This is a genomic window from Pseudomonas sp. S4_EA_1b (assembly GCF_016307435.1).
In the GTDB taxonomy this organism is placed as follows: domain Bacteria; phylum Pseudomonadota; class Gammaproteobacteria; order Pseudomonadales; family Pseudomonadaceae; genus Aquipseudomonas; species Aquipseudomonas rhodesiae.
Genome location: NZ_JAEILC010000140.1, coordinates 20,165 through 40,357, shown reverse-complemented (window position 1 = coordinate 40,357; position 20,193 = coordinate 20,165). Strand labels below are relative to the sequence as shown.

Here is a 20,193-nt window from a genome sequence, read left to right as displayed (position 1 = left end):
GTTTTATAGGGACACCTCAATCCGCTCCGCTGGTAGTTCAGAAGTCATCGCGGAGTCACCTATAAGAGAAGCCCATGTTTTCATTGGCCGTTATAGGGGAACTACCAGATCAGGGGCCGGCGCCTGTTCATATTGGCTTGCCTATGTCAGTGATCTTCAATGGCGATGATGTCGTCGTGCAAATTGGAGTTGTCACCCTGTCTGCAGTACGCTCCCTGATTATTAGTTACGTACTCACGCTGAAGTTGTTTGCTTGTTTTGCAGCCTTGAACACCCAGCGGCTATACGCGGGGGCATGCTTAGTTCATCGCTGTTGATAAGTACCCGCTGTCGTCTCTTTCATTAAATAACCCTTATCCGAGGAGGATGTGTCGTGGGCACTCCGGGTTACTTAGAACAACTAAAAAGTCATAACCCTCGTTCAGAATTGTGGTGGGATTCATCCCCCGTGTTGTATGCCCCCCATAAATACGGCTTGCTGGATAAGCACCCAACGGTAGCCGCATATATCGAGCGGTTGATGCCGGATGATTGGTGCCGGCCGCGAAGTTTCAGCAGCGTGACCACTAACCCGCGTCTGGTGACTGCGGTGATTCTAGACAGACGGGAATACGAGGCTTCACGTGTTGATCAGAGCAATCTGTCGCCTGAGGCGTTGCACAAAAAGTTGTACGACGAAGTAATTATCGACGGTGCGTCGGCGCTCAAAACCCTGTGGGAGCAATCGTTACACGCTGAGGGCTGGATGTGCGCTCAGGTGGAGCCAGGCGACGTGCGCTGCGCCCAGCGCATGACCGCCCGCGGCATGGAGCTGCATCATCTGGCACCGAACGTGATGGTCAAGGTGCCGGGGAGCCAGGAGGGTTTGGCGAGCGTCGAGCAATTGGTGGCGCGAGGGGTGTCGATCAACATCACCTTTTGTTTCACCGTCTCGCAGTTCCAGGCGGGTTTGCAGGCCATTGAGCGTGGCCGACTCAGTGCGCGCAGCCATGGCATCGATACGCGCCATTGCAAGTACGTGATTACCTACATGATCGGGCGCTTTGGCTGTCAGCCCGAGTTCGCCCAGCAAGCCGCCGCGCGCAGTATGGCGCTGGCGCCGCAGGAATTGCGCTGGGCCGAACTGCTGATTTACGAGCAGATCCAGGCCCTGGTGGCCGCGTCGCGCGTGCCGGTCCACACCTTGCTGTCGAGCCTCAAAATCGACGTCGATGCGCGTGGCAACCAGCATTGCTGGCACCTGGAACGCACCGGCCTGAGCGCCACCTACTACACACTCACGCCGGAGATGGTGGCATTTCTGGTGGAGCGCGAAAGCCGTGGCCAACCCGTGCTGCCCGCCCACGCGCCGCTGCAGGTACCGCCTGCGACGTTCGCCAAGTTGATGCGGATTCCGTACTTCTACCAAGCCTATTTGCTCGACAGCATCGCGCCGCAGGACTTCGCCCGTCATGCAGCCTTTATCACCGCCTGCCACGAAGCCAACGCCGCGCACCGGCGCCTGACCGATCACTGTGTTCGCCTATGCGCCGCGGCCCAGCACTCCAGACGCTCGATCAACGAAATTCTGGCGACCGAATATGGGAGTGTGGCATGAACCAAATGGTTGCCTTATGGGCTCACCCGCGCTCGCGTTCCACGGTGCTGGAACGCGTATTTATCGAGCGCGGGGACTTCGAAGTCTTCCATGAGCCTTTTGCTCATGGGGCATTTTCCGCCGATTCCAGCATTCCTTCGGACGACTGGGACCACGCTTTTCCCACGACTTATACGGCGATCAAGCAACGGCTGATCGAAGCGGCAAGCCATTCCCCGGTGTTTCATAAAGATATGTGTTACCACTGCCTGGAGGAGTTGAAGGTCGACGTCGACTTTCTCGCCTGCCAAGACAATGTATTTATTATTCGCGAGCCGGTCAGCAGTATTGTTTCCCACCACCGTATATACCCGGATATGCCGTTACAGGCGATTGGGTATAAAGCACAGTACGAGATCTTTTGTGTGCTAAAAAAACTCACCGGTAAAGTACCGTATGTGATTAATGCCGATGATCTGGCCGCCGATCCGCAACACGTTATTCGTAAACTCTGTGATTATTTGAATATTGAGTTTCTGCCTCGCGCTTTGTCTTGGAAGCGCGAATGCCCGCCCCAATGGAAGATGTGGAGAAGTTGGCATGTGACCGCCGAAAATAGTGAGCGGATTATCGCCCCAGATAAACAAGTCCTGGATATAGCGCTATTCCAACAGTGCGCAAAGTTAAAAAACTTATATGACTATCACCGGCCGTTTTACGAGCATATGAACGCGTTTTGTCAATAAGGAGCCTGACATGCAAAAGTTAATAGTGACCGGCGCCGCCAATGGGATTGGTCGAGCGACGGTGGAGAAAGCCATTGAAGCCGGCTATTTCGTGATCGGCACTGACAAGGATGCCGCAGGCTTGAAGGCACTCACCCATCGCTATGGCGACGATGTACTGGACACCCAGGTCGCGGATTTCACCGACGACGCTGTGATCAAGCGCTTTATTCCCAAAATATATGCACGCCATCAGTCTATTTACGCCTTGGTCAACAATGCGGGGATCTATCACGGCAAAAGCATCTACGCCTATTCCGACGACGAAGTGGATGACATCCTCAGCGTCAACCTCAAAGCCTTGGTTTACCTGTCCAAGGACTTCGCCGAGCGGGAAATGCGCCATGAAGCTTCGCGCTGCATCGTCAATATCGCTTCGGTGGCCGGCGAGGTGGGCAGTTGCGATGCGCTGTATGGCGCCACCAAAGCGGCAGTGATCGGCCTTACCAAGGCTAACGCCTGGAATTTTGCACCCTTTGTGCGGGTGAACGCCGTGTCGCCAGCTCTGATCCACGACACCGCCATCTACGACCGCATTCCGACCTACCGGCGCGATGAATACGCGCGTCAGGAGATTCTCAAGCAACCCATCCTGCCCGGCGGCGTAGCGGAAATCATTCTGTTGGTGATCAGCGATGCCATGCGGCATATCACCGGCCGGGTCATCCCCGTCGACAATGGAGCCTACCCACGGTGAGCCCATCCACGCGAAAAAAAAAGCTGTTGCTGGTAGGCGCCGGCAACCTCTGCCTGCAGATCCTCAAACTGCTCGCGCCGAAGAATGCCTTCGAATTTGTGGTGCTGGGGCGCAATGAGGACGCCAACGTGCGTCTGTGCAACCTGGTGGCGCTGTCGTGTGCGCAGTTGGAGCAGTTCGTCGCGATCAGGCCGGTGATCGCGGATTTGACCGACATCGACCGCGTCGCCCAGGTGCTGCGGGACGAGGCACCGGACATACTCGTCAACTGCGCGTCGTTGCAGTCGTGGCGCGTCATCACGGCGTTGCCCAAGCGCTCGTTCGAACAACTCGACCAAGCGCAGTTCGGTCCCTGGTTGCCCATGCACCTGACGCTGATGCACAACCTGATGCGCGCGGTAAAAGCCTCAGGCATCGTCACCCGCACCGTAAATGCGGCTTTTCCCGATGCGGTCAACCCGATTCTGGCCAGGGTCGGCCTGGCGCCGGATATCGGCGTGGGCAACGTGGCCAACCTGATTCCGGCGGTGCGTTTTTCCATTGCGCGGTTGCTGGAGTGTTGCCCTGCCGATGTACGGGTTCGCTTGTATGCCCAGCACTATTTCAGCCATTACGTCCCGCGCGCCGGGTTGCCGCCACGGGCTAATTACCGTCTGTTGTATGAGGTCCGCGATCAGCCGAACGTGGCGCGGTTGCCTGCCGAAGCGATTTTCTCGGCGGTCCGCTCCGAGTTCCGGCGTCGCGGTGGCGTGGACGGGCAGTTCCTCACCGCGTGTTCAGCGGTCACGGTAATCGAGGGGCTGTTTTCCAGTACGCCGGTGCTGGTGCATGCCCCTGGCCCGCTGGGGTTGCCGGGCGGTTACCCGGTGTGGTTACACGAGGGTCGCATCGAGGTGCAGTTCTCCAACGCCTGCCCCCAGGACGACGCGGTGCGCATCAACACGATCTGCCAGAGCCAGGACGGCATCGACGAGATCCATTGCGACGGTTCGGTCACCTTCAACCCGCAGTGCATGGCCGTGATGCAGGCGATGCTGGGCTACTCGAAGAAAAACATGTCCATCGAACAATCCGCCGAGTTCGCCCGCGAGTTGGCGAGCAAGTACGCGGCGTTCAAAGCACTCAACCTGGCAGGTGCGTGATGAACCAGATGCCCAAGCAGCCGAATGGCCCCATCGCCCGTTATTCCACGCAGTACTCGGCGGATTTTGTCGAGCGCTGGGACGAGTTGATCGATTGGGAAAAACGCAAGGCGGGGGAGAGCGGGTTCTTTGAAAACCTGTTGCGCAACCACGGCGTGCAGTCGGTAATCGACGTCTCGACCGGCAGCGGCTTCCACGCGGTACAGCTTAAGCAGGCCGGGTTCGACGTAGTCGCCACCGACGGCAGCCCCACCATGCTGACCAAGGCGCGCGCGAACTTCCGCCGGTACGGCTTGGCGATACCCTCCCATCATCGCGACTGGCGTGCCCTCGACCCGCAGGAACTGGGGCAGTTCGACTCCGTGGTGTGCCTGGGCAGTTCGTTGTGCCATGTGTTCGAAGCCAGCGAACGCCTGGACGTCCTGCAAACCTTCCGGGCGTTGCTCAAGCCGGGCGGCCTGCTGGTGGTGGATCAACGCAATTTCTTCGCCATTCGCGCCGGCCATTTCAAATCCAGCGGCCACTACTATTACTGCGGCACCCACGTGTCAGTGAGCCTGGGCGAGGTCAACGCGCACCTGTGCGAGTTCATCTACCGCTTTGACAACGCCGAGCAATACCGGCTGCAGGTCTACCCGCTGCTGCCCGGCGAGTTGACCCAGGAGGTGCTGGCCTGTGGGTTTTCGGAGCATGCCAGCTACGGCGATTTCCAGGCCGATTACGACATGATGCAGTGTGACTTTGTCATCCACACCGCGCTCGCCGCGTGAGGGGCGCTATGAATACGCTTGTGCAAGGCAACGCCCGGCCCCTCGATAGCGGGGTGCTGGCGATAGTGCTCACGGGGTTCGTGGCCAGCACTTATGGGTTCGGCGTTTACCTGTTCGCCAACCTGGTGGTGGACATGCGTCGCGACCTCGGCTTCGACTACACCACAGTGGGCTTGATCACCGGTGGCGCGCAGATCGGCTTTCTGCTGTTTTCATCGGTCACCAGCGTAATCAGCCGCTATGTCGCAGGCTGGAAGATCAGCCTGGCGTCCACCGTGATGACGTCCTTGGCGCTGCTGGGGCTGAGTGTCAGCGACACGATCTGGCTCTCCGGCGCGCTATTGATTCTGCTCGGCGGCTGTTCGGCGTCGGTGTACATCCCGCTGGCGGAGATCGTCACCAAAGGCTTCAGCGCCGGCCTGCGCTCACGAGTCATGGGCTTGATTTCCAGCGGCACCAGCTACGGCGTATTTATCAACGGGTTATTGGTGTCGTTTCTGACGATGCACGGCGGCTGGCGCGGGATTTGGCTGACTGCCGGGCTGATCTCGCTGACGCTATGCGTGGTGGCCTGGTACCTGTTACGCAACCTGGCGACGAGCGAGGAGGGCGAGGCAGCCGGGGAGCCCGGGCAGACGTCTGACCGCCACGCGCCCTGGCTGAGCCGTTCGTTGTACCTGACGTGGGGCATCGCCTTTCTTAATGGCATGGCGTTGCTGCCGTTCCAGACCTACCTGGCGCCCTACCTGCGCGACGAATTGGGGGTGTCGGTGCAAGACACCGGTTTTATCTGGACCACCCTCGGCGCCGTGGGCATGGCTTCGGGCTTTCTGCTGGGGTGGCTGGCCGACAAAGCGGGCGTGCGCACCTCCCTGGCTCTGTGTTTCCTTAGTGCCGGGGTGGCTGCAACGCTGGTGTTTACGTTCAACAACCTGCCGTCGTTCTACCTGGCGGCGTTTTTATTTGCGCTGGCGTTTTATCCGATCTTCGGGCTGGTGCCCAGTTACATCGGGCAAATCGTGCCGGTCAGCCGGCTGACCCAGGCGTTCGGCATCGCCAATGTGCTGATCGGCTTGGGTGGGGTGTGCGGCAATTTCCTGGGAGGCTGGTCGAGGGACCTCAGCGGCTCGTTTTCCCACGTCTACTGGGTGGTGGCGCTGCTGCTGTTCGGGCAATACGCAATGGTGTTGCTGTTGGGTAAGCGGGAGTAGCGGTGCCTGCAACCTGGAAAAACGCGGTACTCTGCGTGCTTGCAGCGAGGCCGTATTTTCCCAGGAGCAGGCATGTCGCATTTTACTGGCTCTGCGAACTCGATCCGCCTGATTGGTGGCGCCCTGGTATTGGACTTTATCAATACCACCAACGGACGACGCCCTGGCACGACGCTCAAGGTGATGGAGGAACGGCTCACCAGCTTTCCATTCTTCTTTGAATGGGCGCTGCACGCGTCGTTGGTCTCGACCCATGAGTTTGAACATTACAAGCCCATGGTGTTTGAGTGGCCTATTGCCTATCAGCCGAACCTGGAGGCGGTGATTGCCTTCAGAGAATGCCTATACGCGGTGTTTTACCCGCTGGCGCTGCACCAGCCCATTCCCGATGCGGCGTTGGCGCAGATCAATCTGACTTTCCAGCAAGGTGTGGCCTGGCGCGAGCTACGCACGGTCGACGGTCAACCTGCCTGGGTCTGGAAGCCCTGTACGTCGGCCCAGGAACTGACCACGATGCTGCTCGGGCGCCTGGCGATCGACGCCACGCAATGGTTGGTACCCGGGGCGCTGCAGGGTTTGAAGTGCTGCGGCGCCCATGACTGCGATTGGATATTTCTGGATATTTCTAAGAACAAGCAGCGCAGATGGTGCCAGATGAGCGTGTGCGGCAGCCGGGAAAAATCCAGTCGACTCAAGCAGGGCAGGCCGCCTTAGTCGTCGCGCGGTCAATCACGACGGGTAGCAATTGCTCCACTTAATAGGAAGCATTACTATTCACGCCCGCCTATCCAGTGCCTTCGCGATGATCCCTCAGCCGCCCCGCAGAACAGGCTTTTTCGAGCACTATGAAGAGCTGATCGGGACCTGGACGCGTCGCTTGAGAAACCGTCAGCAGGCCGAAGATCTGGCCCACGACACCTTCGTACGGGTGCTGGAATCCAGTTCCGCCGATGTGCAGCAACCGCGCGCCTATCTGCATCAAACTGCGCGCAACATTGCGGTGGACGCCTATCGTCGCGACGACCGCCGCGACGCCGCATCAGTCGATGCCTTCGTTCAATGCTCACCCCACGCCGGCGATCCGGAGCATGTCATGCACGCGATCCAGTTGGCGGACTCCATCGAGCGGGCACTGGCCGAATTGCCGCTCAACTGTCGGCGGATCTTCATTTGGCAGAAAATCGAGGGGCTCACCCAGCGGGAAATCGCCGAACGCCTGGGTTTGTCTAAAAACATGGTGGAAAAGTATATGATCCGCACGCTGCGGCATCTGCGCGACCGCCTGGACGCGCCGACACCATGACTCGTATCGAAACAGGATCTTCCGCGATGGACAACCGTGCCCGTGAAGAGGCCGCGCAGTGGTTCGCGCGCGTGCAGGACGGCGAACTGAGCCCCGAGCAAGCCCGACGGTTCGAGGCTTGGCGCGCGGAACATCCAACCCATCAATACGAATTCGACGTGCTGCAAGGCCTGTGGCTGGCCGCCGACCTGCTGCCCGAGGCGCGCTGGCAGGCGTTGTGCGAAGCGCCTGCCGAACGGCCTCGCAAGCCTGCGCTGTGGCGTTACGCGGTGGCGGCCAGCGTCGTCGCGGTCGCCGTGGGCCTGGGCTTGTTCAGCGGGCTCGATCATTCCAAGGTCTACCGGGCCGAATTCAGCACGCGTCTTGGGGAGCATCGCCAAGTGGCCTTGCCGGACGGTTCGCTGATCGACCTCAACAGCCGTAGCGTGGTTGCGGTGACATACGAAAACGCCCGGCGCGGCGTTGAACTCAAACAGGGCGAGGCGATGTTCAGCGTCGAACACGACAGCAGCCGCCCCTTTGTGGTGGCCGCCGGGGCGGGGCAGGTCACGGTCACCGGCACCCGCTTCGATGTGCGCCGCGATGACGACCAGACTCGCGTCGCGGTCGAGGCGGGCACGGTGCAGGTCCAGGGGCGTGTGGCGGAGCAGCGGGTCACCTTGACCGCCGGTCGTGGCACCCATGTGGACCGCCAAGGCGAGGTGGCGACGGCCTACGCGGTAAACGCCGAGGAGCTGACGGCCTGGCGTACCGGCAAATTGGTGTTCAACAACGCCACACTGAGCGACGTGGCCCGGGAAGTGTCGCGCTACCGCGAGCAACCGTTGCGGGTCAGCGCGCCCGCCGTCGCCAACCTGCGCCTGACCAGCGTATTCAAGGCCAACGACACCGACGCCTTGCTCAAGGCTCTGCCGCGCATCCTGCCGGTGGCTTTGCGTACGTTGCCGGACGGTAGCCAGGAAATTATTTCGCGCTGACATTCAGGTTTTTTCCCCGTTCGTCGTCTTCTCCTGCAACTGCAACTGGTTTGCATTAACGGCCGCATACTTTTGCGATCACAGGACAAGGTTCGACGTGAAAAAAATCGCCCTCCACAACAATAAAATCCGCCGCTGGGTGCCCGTGGCCCTGGCGCTCGCTGTCAGCGCCTCGGCCAATGCCGACGACGCAATTTACATCCAGGCCCAACCCTTGGGCGCGGCCCTGAGCCAACTCGGCCAGCAGACGTCCCTGCAAGTATTCTTCAGCCCCGAGCTGGTTGCCGGTAAACGCGCGCCTGCGGTGGACGGCAACCTCAGCGCCGAGCAAGCCTTGCGCCAATTGCTGCAAGGCAGCGGTCTGGACTACCAGATCGACGCCGGTTCGGTGACCCTGCGCCCGCAAACCAGCGGCAGCGGTGAAGCCGGCTCGCCGATTGAGTTGGGCGCCACCGATATCCGGGTCGTCGGCGACTGGCTCGGCGACGCCAATGCCGAAGTGGTGCAGAACCATCCTGGCGCTCGCACGGTTGTCCGCCGCGAAGCCATGGTGGAGCAGGGCGCGATGAATGTCGGCGATGTGCTGCGACGGGTGCCCGGCGTGCAGGTGCAGGAGGCCAACGGCACCGGTGGCAGCGATATTTCCCTCAACGTCGGCGTGCGTGGGCTGACGTCCCGTTTGTCGCCACGCTCCACCGTCCTGATCGACGGTGTGCCAGCCGCGTTCGCGCCTTATGGCCAGCCGCAGTTGTCGATGGCGCCGATTTCCGCCGGCAACCTGGACAGCATCGATGTGGTGCGTGGCGCCGGTTCCGTGCGCTACGGTCCGCAGAACGTCGGTGGCGTGATCAACTTTGTAACCCGGGCGATCCCCGACACGTTCTCCGGCGAAGTCGGCACCACCCTGCAAACCTCCGCCCATGGCGGCTGGAAGCATATCGAGAACGCCTTTATCGGCGGCACGGCCGACAACGGTATCGGCGCTGCCCTGTTGTATTCCGGGGTCAACGGCAACGGTTATCGCAACAGCAACAATGGCAATGATATCGATGACGTGATCCTCAAAACCCATTGGGCGCCGACCGATCAAGACGACTTCTCGTTGAACTTCCACTATTACGATGCCAGCGCCGACATGCCCGGCGGCCTGACCCAACAGCAGTTCGACGCCAACCCGTACCAGTCGGTGCGCGATTGGGACAACTTCAGTGGCCGCCGCAAGGATATGTCCTTCAAGTACATCCGTCAGATCGACGACCGCACTCAGGCCGAAGTGCTGACCTATTACGCCGACAGTTTCCGAGGCAGCAACATCGCCAACCGCGACCTCAAAACCATCAGTTCCTACCCGCGTACCTACTACACCTTCGGTATCGAGCCGCGTGTGTCCCATGTGTTCGACCTAGGGCCCAGCATCCAGGAAGTCAGCGTGGGTTATCGCTACCTCAAAGAAGGCATGCACGAGCAAGCCACCAGCCTCAACCTGGTCAACAACGTGCCGACACCTGGCGGGCAGAGCGACGGTCATGTTTACCAGGACCGCACTGGTGGCACCGAGGCCAATGCGTTCTATATCGATAACAAAGTCGATATCGGCAAGTGGACGATTACCCCGGGCATTCGCTTCGAAAATATTCGCACCGAATGGCATGACCGCCCGGTGATCGCCCTGAACGGTACGCGCACTCCGGAAAAACGCCGCGAAGTGCATAACAATGAACCCCTGCCGGCCCTGAGCGTGATGTACCACGTCTCTGATGCCTGGAAACTGTTCGCCAACTACGAAACGTCGTTCGGCAGCCTGCAGTACTTCCAACTGGGGCAGGGTGGCACCGGCAATCAGACGGCCAACGGCCTGAACCCGGAAAAAGCCAAGACCTATGAAATCGGCACGCGCTACAACGACAGCGTGTGGGGTGGCGAAGTGACGCTGTTCTACATCGACTTCGCCGATGAGCTGCAATACGTCAGCAACGATGTGGGCTGGACCAATCTCGGCGCCACCAAGCACGCCGGTGTCGAAGCGTCAGCGCATTACGACCTGGCCAATCTGGACCCGCGCCTGGAAGGCCTGACCGCCAATGCCGGGTTCACCTACACGAAGGCCACCTCCGAGGGCGATGTGCCCTTCAAGGGGCGCGATCTGCCGTTGTACTCCCGCGAAGTGGCGACCCTGGGGCTGCGCTACGACATCAATCGCTGGACCCATAACCTGGACGTCTATGCCCAGTCTGGCCAACGTGCCCCCGGCACCACCAGCACTTACGTGACTCAAGGCACGGCTGATGGCCAGTTCGGCGATATTCCGGGCTACGTTTCGGTCAACCTGCGCAGCGGCTATGACTTCGGCCCATCCTTGTCGAACCTGAAGTTGGGCGCGGGGGTGAAAAACGTGTTTGACCAGCAGCACTACACGCGCTCCAGCGACAACAACGCCGGACTGTACCTGGGCGAACCGCGTACGTTCTTTGTACAGGCCAGCGTCGGGTTCTGATCCTCGAACGCTTGGGAAATATCGCAGCTCAACAAGGGGCTGCGATTTTTTTTGCCCGTTTCCTACAGGTGCAGCGTGCATCTGGTTGTCCGATCAGGAACCGAATCCGACATCCCCGCCACAGATGGGCTAGCTGCCGCGCTTCGACGCGCCGTCGCAGTGGCAGGCTGAATATCACGCCCCCTTGTGTTGGAGAACATTATGTCGGTATCGACGCTTGATAAATCCTTGTCTGCTTCGCCTTCCCATGACCGTTTACAGGACAGTCCCAAAACCGACGTCAAGGCTCGTCGCCCGGCGCCTGAGGCCCTGTCCTTTTCGGACCGCAACATGGCCAACGTCAGTTTCTCTTCGCGAGAAAACAAGGCCGGTCCCGTTTTTGGTGATCCGCAGACGCCGACGGAGCGCCATTATCCTGCGTCTCCCGCTATGCACCACAGCGTGACGGCCATGCGTCCAGGCTTTATGGACCCGTTCCGACACTGGATGCACACTTGCTTCGGTTGGCCTCGGCCGCCACACCGTCCGTGCTCGGGTAATCCTCCGCCACGGCCGCAGCCTGGTTGCGGTAACCCGCCGCCACGCCCAGACCCCACCATCGGTAAACCCTACCCCACGTGGCCGGGTCGGCCTGATTCGGAGTACTCGCTCAAGAGCAATGAACAATTGGCAACGCAGCTGCGCCGTAATTTCAAAGCTTTCATGGACCCTAAAAATCCCGGTTTCGTCAGCATCGACAGCATTCAGACGATGGCCAAAAAAGGTTGGTCCCCGTTTTCCAGCGTCAACGATAACATTCGCCTGGCCAAGGAAATGCTGCGCCGTCCAGAACTGCTGAGCGCCCTCGACCGGCACAGCTCCACCGGCGCACTGGACGGTCTAATCGATCGGCAAAACGTGGACCTGGTCATCGGCGGCAAAAATTACTTCAAATATAAATCCGATAAAGAGTTGGTCGGGGAGCTCCTCAAGCACTTCAACGAATTGAAAGACGGGCCATGGTCTAGGGACATCAATATCCAGGATTTGAGAAACCTGGCGCGAGAGCCTTTGACTGGCGATTCTTCTAGAGACCATCTGGTGCAGTTGGCGCAGGAACTGCTCAAGCGTAACGATCTGGTCACAAGGCTGGATGACCTAGCGAGCCGAGAGTCTGACGAGCGAATCAATCTGCTCGCGCTTTTTATGCTGCGCTCTTGACTGAGCGGCACCGCAACCCGGTTGCGGTGCCTGCCACCGTTTTGTAAGGAACTGATTACGTTGATATGCCACATAGGAAGTACCTGCCGGAGTTGATCAAACCGGCTGATTTTCGGGCTCCGAGCCAGGGCAAACACAATGACTTCGACCTCGTTTCAATCACCTCATCACGGTTTTCACGAACCGTTTCGCAGCCTCCACGATGGCGATCCTGTTCGCTCAGCAGGTGCCTTGGCATCGCCGGACTTGCAGATGTCACCTGCCCTGTATGCCGCCCAAGCACGTCGCATGAAAGCCTTTGCCGGCCAGCGAAAGTTTCAGGCGCCGGTTGCCGATGATTTCTCCCGGGGCATGCTCGCGGCCGGCCAGGCTTCGAATGATGGCATCAAGTCACTCAAGCTCCCAGGGCTGTTCGAGGGCCTGGCCGCTTGGTGGCGCCGCAGGCTCGATTGAATCCGCCGGATGGCGATGTACTTCTGGCCCAGTGGTTACAAACGCTCAAATTTTACCGAGCGCGACTCGCCTGTCCTGCTGGAACCAGGGTTTTCCGAGCACCACTCACTCTTGGCCTGTTGAGTCAGGTGCGCAGCGATCGACCCGATAAGGTTTGGTCCGCGGAATCTAACTATGCTGGAGAAAAAAAATGGCTGACTGGCTGAATAATTTGAGGCAAGTAGCGCCTGGGCCGAATCTGAGCACAGGCAGTGGTCATGCGCATTGCGCAGTCGCTGAGCGCGCACAGGGCACGTCACTTCCCCCTCAAGAGAGTCAGTTGCTTGATAGTCGATTTCGGAGCAATGGACAGGAGCATTTTGACGCTCGAGACTCATATTCAGGCGGTTCGCAGGAAGGCAACCCGTATGCCCGCTCGGACGACCAAGTGTTGGCGTCCCAACTGAACAACGTTTTTCCCATGCTCGGCGATTTCAAGAAGAATGGTCGCCTGACTCTGGGCTCCTTGGAGGCGATTGCGAAAGAGGATCCCAAGGAAAGCAAGGCGCTTGAGCGCACGATCATGCTTGCGCGGGAGATACTCAGCCGCCCGCGGCTGGCCGACGCGATTGTTGCCAAGGGGGGCGAGATAACCTCGGCCAGTCTCGAAAAGGTCGCCAGTTATGCCACCGGCAACACCCATCCCAACACCCAGAGTGCCGACCCGTTTCATTCGAAGACCGACGCACAGGTGGTTCAGGCGTTCAGAGGGATGTTCGATGACTTGCGGGACCCATCGCAAGACTCCAATTTCTTTTTTGAAAAGCACCGCTACGTCAAGAAAGACAAGCTTATCGAGATGAGCAAGGACCCCGACGAAACAGACAAACACGGGCAGGTAGTACGCGACGCGGCCACCGGCTTTCCCAAGAAAAAATACAGCGAGCTGCAGGTCTACATGGCCAAAAACCTGGTGGAGCGGCCAGGTTTGCTGGCATCGCTGGACAGCACCAAGGCCAATGGCACCACCCTGTTCGGTAGCCACAACAATGGCTCGTTGAAGAACTACAGCATTGACCGTTGGTTGAAAAACGACAAGGAAGAAAAGGGACGATAAGGCCCCTGGCTACCTATGAGCTTCTCGATCCAACGCGCAAGCTCATGTCGTTCGCACCCGCAGTATTTTTCCGCTGATTGCCACTGCCACCAGCAATATTCCAATCACCAGAAAGGCCGTGGCCAGGCTGCTGCCATGGGCGATGAAGCCGATGGCAGCAGGCCCGGTCAGAATGCCGGCATACCCCAACGTGGTTATGGCCGGTACGGCAATGTGTTCGGGCATGACCTTCTGTTGCCCAACGGCGGTGTAGAGCACCGGCACAATATTCGAGCATCCCGCCCCCACCAATGCGTAGCCGAGCAATGCGACCTCCCAGGCAGAAGACAAGGTGGCGAGGAAGATACCGCTGGCGGCCAGCACACCACCCACAATAATCACCTTCTTCGCGCCCAAGCGCCGCACGATGGCATCGCCGGTCAGGCGCCCAGCTGTCATGGTCAGGGCGAAGGCTGCATACCCCAGGCCGGCGTAGGCCTCGTCCAGGCCGCGTTCGGCGCTCAGGAACACCGCGCTCCAATCCAACACCGCACCTTCGGCCAGAAACACGATAAAGCACAGACAGCCGATAAACAGCACTACGCCATGGGGCACCGCAAACGCCGGTCCTGAACTTTCGCTGCCATAAGGCAATAAATGCGGCCCAGCCTTGAGCAGCGCCGCGAGCGTGATCACGATCACCACCAGCGTCGCCTGCAGCGGTGTCAGCCCCATTCCCAGCAAACCAGCAACGCCTGCCGCGCCGACAATCCCGCCCAGGCTGAACAAACCGTGAAACCCGGACATCATGGTTTTGCCGCTGGCCCGTTCGACGATCACCGCCTGCAGGTTCACTGTAGAATCCACGGTGCCCAGCCCGGCGCCAAACAGAAACAACCCGACGATCAATAACGGGATCGAGCTGACCGTGGCCAGCAGCGGCAAGGCCAGGCAGATCATGATCGTGCCGGCCGTGAGTACACGTCGACAGCCAAACCGCGATGCCAGCGCACCCGCCGCCGGCATCGCGATGATCGAACCCACCCCCAGGCACAACAGCAGCAGGCCCAGGGTGCCCTCACTCAGTTCCGCGCGGGCCTTGGCGTACGGCACCAGCGGCGCCCAGGCGGCAATGCCGAAACCGGCGATAAAAAAGGCGATGCGGGTCGACATTTGCTCCAGTCGCCCGGGAACCACGGGCGCTGAGGTGGGGATGGCTGTCATGAAAAGTCCTTGGTTTTGCGTTCAACGAACGATGTCCGGCGCGACATCCTTGCATATCAGGCCCTCGCGAGCGAGCTGGGTTCCCCGATCAGCATTGAGCGTGAATTTTCTTTTTACAAACCTGGAACGCAATCGGTGATGAACGCCACACAGGTGTTGTCGCTTCTGTAGGAGGCGTTCTGGAAGGTGTGTAATCCCCGCACAAGGTGATGAACCCCGGGCTTTGCGCGGTGGATTACCACCCTCCAGGCCGCTTCGCACAAATGCGCCGTTCTGTAATACGCTGCTGTTCCCCTAAGTCGGAAACCGGACAACAGCATGACTCAGTTCTACGATGCCCGAGGCAATGTGTATGGCGTGGTCGGCCCGGCAGCGCTCCGGCATCAGGGCGTTCAGCTACCCGACGACCCCGTCCAGGCCGCGCGTACGCGCAAAACCTGGGCCGCCTTGGCCATCGCGTCCGAATGCGGTTGGGGTTCACTGCCGCGTCCAGCGAATGCCAAAGACCATCGGTGCGATGGCTTGCTGGTCGGCCCGTTTCAGAACGAGCCGCCATTTGACCTGTTGATCGTTAACACCGACGGTTCCCTGGCTGAGCGCAGTGGCAATGGTTTGACGATTTTTGCTCAGGCACTCACGGATCAGGGCTTGATGACCGACACATGTGAGTTGCGCGTGCACCATGACCAGCCCGACGGGTACTCGCCTGTGGCCACGCACATCGCCCCCGCCGTGCATGACCACACCGCAGGGTTCTGGTTGACCCTGGGCGTGCCCGAGTTCGGGCCATCGGCGGTTGGCGCGCAAGGGGTAGAGCCGGTGCTGCTCGGTGACGCTGAACTGAGCCAGGTGGACGCGCTTGCGGCCATCAATCCGAATTGGACCCACAGTCAGTTCGTGCGCGTGGGCAACCCCCATTGCGTGACATTGGTCGATCGCATTGCCGACCTGCCGGACAACGGGCCAATGCAGCAACCTTCCTTGTTCGCTCCCCTACAGGCCATTGCCTTCGCCCCGCCGATCGGTGGCGGGCAGCCGTGCATGGCTGGAGTTAACTTGCAGTGGGCCGCCAGGCTCCCCGGCAATCGTATGGCGGCGCGAGTGTTTGAACGGGGTGAAGGCCCCACGGCGTCCTCTGGAACTAGCGCCAGTGCGGTGGCCTGTGCGGCATGGCGAGCGGGCTGGGTAGAGGCCGGCGACGTCGCAGTGGTCATGCCGGGTGGTACTGCGCCAGTGCGCTTGCAAACTCAAGACCATGGGTTGCTGAGCGTCAGTCTGTTCGGGGCTGCACGGCGCCAGGTCTGAGGGTTTCATTGCGCTGACGTCTATAAGTGGGCGTCAGTTTCTTCTTAATTAATTAACTTGTTTTCGCAAGTTGGTGTAGGCCCTTTCGTGCACTTCGGAAGTAGTACTTTGTCGCGATTTATTATTTTGTAAAAGACACTTCCATTACCTCCGTACGAAACTTCTTTTTTGTTTTTCAACAGTCGATTTTTGCCTGAAATCGCTAAGCTTCAGGGCTCTGGCTCAAACTCTTTCGCCAGGTTCTCGACGTTCAGTGGCGGGGTTTCAGTCCACTGATCAATTCAGTTGGGTCATAACCAAAGCGGGTAACAACGGATGGTTAACGCGTTTGTTTCTTCAAGTTTTAAATTGATTCTCCCAGGCGTAAATACCGACTTTCAGGTGCTGGCGTTCAACGGTCAGGAGGTACTGGATCAACCGTTTTTCATTCAAGTGCAAGTGACCAGCGAAAACCCGTCGCTGGAGCTTGAGGCATTGCTGCACCAGCCCGCCTACCTGGATTTCGGCGACGCTGATCAAGGCCTGCACGGTCAGGTATACGCCGTCGGTCGCGATGACCCTGGCCGCCGATTGACCCGCTATCACCTCACCTTGGCGCCGCGTCTGGCCTGTCTGGCCCATCGCTGCGATCAACGGATTTTCCAGCAACGCAGCGTGCCCCAGATCATCGCCGCGGTGCTTGAGCATCACGGCATCCTGGCCGATGCCTACCGGTTCGAATTGGGCCCGGTGATCTATCCGCCGCGTACGTTCTGTGTGCAGTACGCGGAGACCGACCTGCATTTCATCCAGCGGCTGTGCGAGGAGGAGGGGATTCATTACCACTTCCGCCACAGCGAGCATGCCCATGTGCTGGTATTCGGTGATGACCAGACGGTATTTCGACGTCTACCCACGCAACATTATTCGGCCAGCGGAGGGCCCGAGGCGCCGACGCGGGTTATCCAGCGGTTCGATGTGCGCCTGTCCACCCGCAGTCGGCAAACAGTGCGGCGCGACTATGACTTTGAACATCCTTCTCTGCGCTTGCAGGACAGCGCAAGTATCGAGCCCGCGCACCGGCTTGAGGACTACCGTTATCCAGGAGGATTTACCGGCCATGTCCGCGGTGCGCAACTGGCGCGTCGCGGTCTGGAGCGCCATCACAGCGACCGGCATCGTGTCTTGGGCAGGAGTGATCAGCCGGTCCTGCGCAGTGGGCACTTTCTAGAGTTGCAGGATCATCCGGACCCGTCCTGCAACGATCTGTGGCTGATCACCTCGGTCCGTCATGAAGGCTATCAACCTCAAGTGCTGGAAGAAGCCGTCGTTGAGTCCGAGGGGTTTCAGGGTTACCGCAATCGTTTCACCGCGATCCCCTGGCGTTCGACGTATCGACCTCCGCTCAAGCATCCCAAGCCCACCATCAACGGCAGCCAGACCGCTACCGTGACCGGGCCGGCGGGGGAGGACGTGCATTGCGACGACTATGGCCGGGTCAAAGTGTGTTTTCACTGGGACCGTCTGGATAAGCGCGATGACAAAAGCAGTGGTTGGGTGCGGGTGGCATCGGGTTGGGCTGGGGATGGATTCGGCGCCACGATGATCCCGCGGGTGGGCATGGAGGTGGTGGTGACCTTTCTGGAGGGCGACCCGGACCAGCCCTTGATCACCGGCTGTGTGCCCAATGCGCTGCACATGCCTACCTACCCCTTGCCGCAGCACAAAACCCGCAGCGTCCTGCGTAGCCGTAGTTCCCCGGGCGGCGGCGGCTTCAATGAAGTATTCGTGGAGGACCGGCGTGGCGATGAGCTCATTTATCTGCGTGCTCAACGGGATCTGGAGCAACGGGTTGGTCATGACAGCCGCCTGGAGGTGGCGGGCGAGCGGCACGAAACCATTCGGGGCTTGAGTTCGACTCGCCTGGAACACGAAGCGCATCAGCACATCGCCGGCGACCGAAAGGTTGTGTTGCAGGCCAATGACCACCTGCGTGTGAACGGCAGCCGCCAAGTCCATATTGACCAAAACCTGGTCATTGAAGCCGGTCAAGAAATTCATCTCAAGGCAGGGGCCAGCCTGATCATCGATGCGGGGGCTCAGTTGAGCTTCAAGGCGGGGGGTGAACATCTGGTGATTCAGGCCGGCGGCATTTTCAGCAGTCGACCCGTTGTGGTGGGTGGCATCCCTGCCATCACGCGATCGGCCGCGCCGTTGGCGCCGGGTGAGGATGTCGCAGCACCGCTCGCTCGGGTTGACGGTCCGAAGATGTCCCCTACCCAGGGGATGATCATGAGCCTGGCCAAGCAGTTGGGCGCGGATTTTTGCCCGGTGTGCAAAGGCTGTGGCGAGGGCGTGTGCGATATCAACGGGAGGGCGGCGTGATGGATAACCTGGCTCACCATTGGATGGTTCGCCAACAGCAGGCGGGGCTGCGATTGTGCCTGGTGCTGGATGGCAAAAATGAGGCGTGCCAGTCGTTGTTGGCGGTGCGCAGCGTGTCGCAGTATTGCCGCTTCTACGCCCAGACCTCATTGGCGGATTTGGCCGCAGAAGGGCCTGTAGTCCTGCTGCTCGATCATGTCGGCGAGCCCGCGCTGCTCAGCCTTCTACGAACCCCGCAGATGAACTGGGGTTGGCTCGGCAGTGTGGCAAGCGCGGAGCTGTCGAACCTCGCACAGCACTGGCGAGACAGGCTACTGGTAGGGCCGCAGGGGGATCAGGCGCTGTACCGCTTTTATGACAACCGCACCCTTGCGCGGGCCCTCGACCATTTGGCGCCGGAGCAGTGGCCGCCATACCTCGGTCCACTGATCAGCGTGTGCTATTGGCATGAGCAGCGCTGGCATAGCGCCGACAACGCGGCGCCCGGCGAGTACCCAGTACCCGAGCCTGCGCCGTGGCTCAGTACGCCCAACCCGCAAGCCGACGCCATTCTGCACGCTAACATCCTGCGTTACCTGCTCGCCGAACACAGCGAGGACCTGGCGGCACTGTTCGAATTTCAAGACCCGAAAGTCTGGCTTGCCCAGGTGTTGGAACAGGCGCGTGCCTGGCAATGGAACCGGCCGGAACAGCTGGAATTCCTCGTGGTACGGCGCTTGGAAGAAGCCACTCGCGCCAGCAAGGTGCACTGGCCGCCCATGGCCGGAGAATTACCTGAAGACCACTTTCAACGGGTGGTGAAGCAATGGCGCTCAATGGAAAAAGCCGATGAGTAAACGAAGATGGTGCGCACTGTTGGCGCTGAGTATGAGCGGGCTAGTGGGCTGCACGATGAAACCGCTGGACAGCTTTACGCTGGAAGTGGATTTGCCGGCGGACTTTGAACTTAAAACCGCAGCCAACTACGGGCCCGCGACGGGCGAAACCTGCACTCTACCCAGGCGTCGAGGTAAACGGCCCGAGCGGAAGGTTTTTTTTACGGACTACAAGCCGGTGGCCAACCGGGTGAGCTATGAGCTGCCGTTGGGTGAAAAGGTGGAAGGGTGTCCGTTGGTGTTGCGTAGTGTGGAGTTGGGTTTTTCAGCGAAATGGGGACTTCGGAGAACGGATGTGGGGGGAGACATTGGCGATATTTCAATCCTCGATCGTTTAGAGACTGATACACGATGGATGCCTGATTCGGGAGTTCAGGAATTAAGAGGGGAGTGTGAGTGGAGGTTTCGGACTGTCGGCCCTTTTCACGGAATTAGGAAAATCCTGAAATGCCATTCACTGAGCGCCACCGGCCAAGTGCAGAAAACGCGGGCGGGAGGATTTGCGCAACGAGATGACCTGTCGGGGAAAACGCTTAGAATGGTGCTGAATTTATCGGAAGTTGAAAGACCTGCTGTTGACAACAATTGGATCGCTGTCCCAGGCGGCTGGAAGCGCTGCCGTGGGGAGGGTTTCGAAGACACTTATGCGTTTTGCAACGGTGATAACTCTCATTTCAAACCCATAACAATGCCAGATGGCCGGGTCTGTGATGTCTATCCATCATGTAACTAAGGAGCCAAT

Annotated in this window: 18 protein-coding genes; 17 read left to right on the top strand and 1 reads right to left on the bottom strand. The window is 59.6% G+C overall.

What is annotated here, in order from left to right:
• The first annotated feature begins 448 nt into the window (after window positions 1-448).
• The 13 genes from YA0848_RS32200 to YA0848_RS32140 all read left to right on the top strand — a co-directional run bounded on the left by YA0848_RS32200 (window position 449) and on the right by YA0848_RS32140 (window position 13,704).
• A complete protein-coding gene (locus tag YA0848_RS32200; RefSeq protein WP_309295758.1) occupies window positions 449-1,597 on the top strand; it encodes a transaldolase family protein in 1,149 nt (382 codons plus the stop codon).
• On the top strand, window positions 1,594-2,322 hold the full coding sequence (locus YA0848_RS32195) for a sulfotransferase family protein (RefSeq protein ID WP_034112847.1): 729 nt from the start codon (window positions 1,594-1,596) through the stop codon (window positions 2,320-2,322). Before YA0848_RS32200 ends, YA0848_RS32195 begins: the two co-directional genes overlap by 4 nt.
• Window positions 2,323-2,332: 10 nt before the next feature.
• Entirely contained in the window at window positions 2,333-3,058 is a 726-nt protein-coding gene (locus YA0848_RS32190; protein ID WP_034096825.1) for an SDR family NAD(P)-dependent oxidoreductase, read from the top strand.
• A complete protein-coding gene (locus YA0848_RS32185; protein ID WP_034096826.1) occupies window positions 3,055-4,200 on the top strand; it encodes a hypothetical protein in 1,146 nt (381 codons plus the stop codon). Before YA0848_RS32190 ends, YA0848_RS32185 begins: the two co-directional genes overlap by 4 nt.
• On the top strand, window positions 4,200-4,970 hold the full coding sequence (locus YA0848_RS32180; RefSeq protein WP_169903570.1) for a class I SAM-dependent methyltransferase: 771 nt from the start codon (window positions 4,200-4,202) through the stop codon (window positions 4,968-4,970). Before YA0848_RS32185 ends, YA0848_RS32180 begins: the two co-directional genes overlap by 1 nt.
• An 8-nt stretch (window positions 4,971-4,978) precedes the next feature.
• A complete protein-coding gene (locus YA0848_RS32175) occupies window positions 4,979-6,181 on the top strand; it encodes an MFS transporter (protein ID WP_169903571.1) in 1,203 nt (400 codons plus the stop codon).
• A 72-nt stretch (window positions 6,182-6,253) separates the two neighbouring features.
• On the top strand, window positions 6,254-6,895 hold the full coding sequence (locus YA0848_RS32170) for a CGNR zinc finger domain-containing protein (RefSeq protein ID WP_169868886.1): 642 nt from the start codon (window positions 6,254-6,256) through the stop codon (window positions 6,893-6,895).
• Between the two features lie 88 nt (window positions 6,896-6,983).
• A complete protein-coding gene (locus tag YA0848_RS32165; RefSeq protein ID WP_169903572.1) occupies window positions 6,984-7,484 on the top strand; it encodes a sigma-70 family RNA polymerase sigma factor in 501 nt (166 codons plus the stop codon).
• 26 nt (window positions 7,485-7,510) lie between these two features.
• Window positions 7,511-8,461 carry a FecR family protein gene (locus YA0848_RS32160; RefSeq protein ID WP_169868887.1) on the top strand — a complete coding sequence of 317 codons (951 nt, stop codon included), beginning with the start codon at window positions 7,511-7,513 and terminating at the stop codon, window positions 8,459-8,461.
• A 97-nt stretch (window positions 8,462-8,558) separates the two neighbouring features.
• A complete protein-coding gene (locus tag YA0848_RS32155) occupies window positions 8,559-10,955 on the top strand; it encodes a TonB-dependent siderophore receptor (protein WP_034096832.1) in 2,397 nt (798 codons plus the stop codon).
• Window positions 10,956-11,156: 201 nt separating this feature from the next.
• A complete protein-coding gene (locus YA0848_RS32150) occupies window positions 11,157-12,155 on the top strand; it encodes a type III secretion effector protein (protein WP_034096833.1) in 999 nt (332 codons plus the stop codon).
• Between the two features lie 252 nt (window positions 12,156-12,407).
• Window positions 12,408-12,608: a type III secretion effector protein gene (locus YA0848_RS32145; protein WP_232925227.1), complete on the top strand. Its 201-nt coding sequence runs from the start codon at window positions 12,408-12,410 to the stop codon at window positions 12,606-12,608.
• A 190-nt stretch (window positions 12,609-12,798) separates the two neighbouring features.
• Window positions 12,799-13,704: a hypothetical protein gene (locus YA0848_RS32140; protein ID WP_232925226.1), complete on the top strand. Its 906-nt coding sequence runs from the start codon at window positions 12,799-12,801 to the stop codon at window positions 13,702-13,704.
• Window positions 13,705-13,746: 42 nt separating this feature from the next.
• Here YA0848_RS32140 and YA0848_RS32135 read toward each other — a convergent pair whose 3' ends face one another.
• Complete coding sequence (locus YA0848_RS32135; protein ID WP_034096834.1) at window positions 13,747-14,907, bottom strand: MFS transporter; 1,161 nt, start codon at window positions 14,905-14,907, stop codon at window positions 13,747-13,749.
• 318 nt (window positions 14,908-15,225) lie between these two features.
• Between YA0848_RS32135 and YA0848_RS32130 the strand changes: the two genes are divergently transcribed.
• From YA0848_RS32130 to YA0848_RS32115, 4 genes are all read left to right on the top strand, one after another.
• Window positions 15,226-16,212, top strand: coding sequence for a diaminopimelate epimerase (locus YA0848_RS32130; protein WP_169903573.1), 987 nt, complete (start codon window positions 15,226-15,228; stop codon window positions 16,210-16,212).
• Between the two features lie 315 nt (window positions 16,213-16,527).
• A complete protein-coding gene (locus tag YA0848_RS32125) occupies window positions 16,528-18,576 on the top strand; it encodes a type VI secretion system Vgr family protein (protein ID WP_184316460.1) in 2,049 nt (682 codons plus the stop codon).
• Window positions 18,576-19,412, top strand: a complete 837-nt coding sequence (locus tag YA0848_RS32120) for a DUF4123 domain-containing protein (protein ID WP_169903575.1) — start codon at window positions 18,576-18,578, stop codon at window positions 19,410-19,412. The genes YA0848_RS32125 and YA0848_RS32120 overlap by 1 nt, the downstream gene beginning before the upstream one ends.
• A complete protein-coding gene (locus YA0848_RS32115; RefSeq protein ID WP_034096838.1) occupies window positions 19,405-20,184 on the top strand; it encodes a hypothetical protein in 780 nt (259 codons plus the stop codon). Before YA0848_RS32120 ends, YA0848_RS32115 begins: the two co-directional genes overlap by 8 nt.
• The last annotated feature ends 9 nt before the right edge of the window (window positions 20,185-20,193 follow it).

Coding starts and splice junctions, on each gene's coding strand:
- YA0848_RS32195 (WP_034112847.1), top strand. CDS start 1,594: ATGAACCAAATGGTTGCCTTATGGGCTCACCCGCGCTCGCGTTCCACG.
- YA0848_RS32190 (WP_034096825.1), top strand. CDS start 2,333: ATGCAAAAGTTAATAGTGACCGGCGCCGCCAATGGGATTGGTCGAGCG.
- YA0848_RS32180 (WP_169903570.1), top strand. CDS start 4,200: ATGAACCAGATGCCCAAGCAGCCGAATGGCCCCATCGCCCGTTATTCC.
- YA0848_RS32175 (WP_169903571.1), top strand. CDS start 4,979: ATGAATACGCTTGTGCAAGGCAACGCCCGGCCCCTCGATAGCGGGGTG.
- YA0848_RS32170 (WP_169868886.1), top strand. CDS start 6,254: ATGTCGCATTTTACTGGCTCTGCGAACTCGATCCGCCTGATTGGTGGC.
- YA0848_RS32165 (WP_169903572.1), top strand. CDS start 6,984: ATGATCCCTCAGCCGCCCCGCAGAACAGGCTTTTTCGAGCACTATGAA.
- YA0848_RS32160 (WP_169868887.1), top strand. CDS start 7,511: ATGGACAACCGTGCCCGTGAAGAGGCCGCGCAGTGGTTCGCGCGCGTG.
- YA0848_RS32150 (WP_034096833.1), top strand. CDS start 11,157: ATGTCGGTATCGACGCTTGATAAATCCTTGTCTGCTTCGCCTTCCCAT.
- YA0848_RS32145 (WP_232925227.1), top strand. CDS start 12,408: ATGTCACCTGCCCTGTATGCCGCCCAAGCACGTCGCATGAAAGCCTTT.
- YA0848_RS32140 (WP_232925226.1), top strand. CDS start 12,799: ATGGCTGACTGGCTGAATAATTTGAGGCAAGTAGCGCCTGGGCCGAAT.
- YA0848_RS32135 (WP_034096834.1), bottom strand. CDS start 14,907: ATGACAGCCATCCCCACCTCAGCGCCCGTGGTTCCCGGGCGACTGGAG.
- YA0848_RS32130 (WP_169903573.1), top strand. CDS start 15,226: ATGACTCAGTTCTACGATGCCCGAGGCAATGTGTATGGCGTGGTCGGC.
- YA0848_RS32125 (WP_184316460.1), top strand. CDS start 16,528: ATGGTTAACGCGTTTGTTTCTTCAAGTTTTAAATTGATTCTCCCAGGC.
- YA0848_RS32120 (WP_169903575.1), top strand. CDS start 18,576: ATGGATAACCTGGCTCACCATTGGATGGTTCGCCAACAGCAGGCGGGG.
- YA0848_RS32115 (WP_034096838.1), top strand. CDS start 19,405: ATGAGTAAACGAAGATGGTGCGCACTGTTGGCGCTGAGTATGAGCGGG.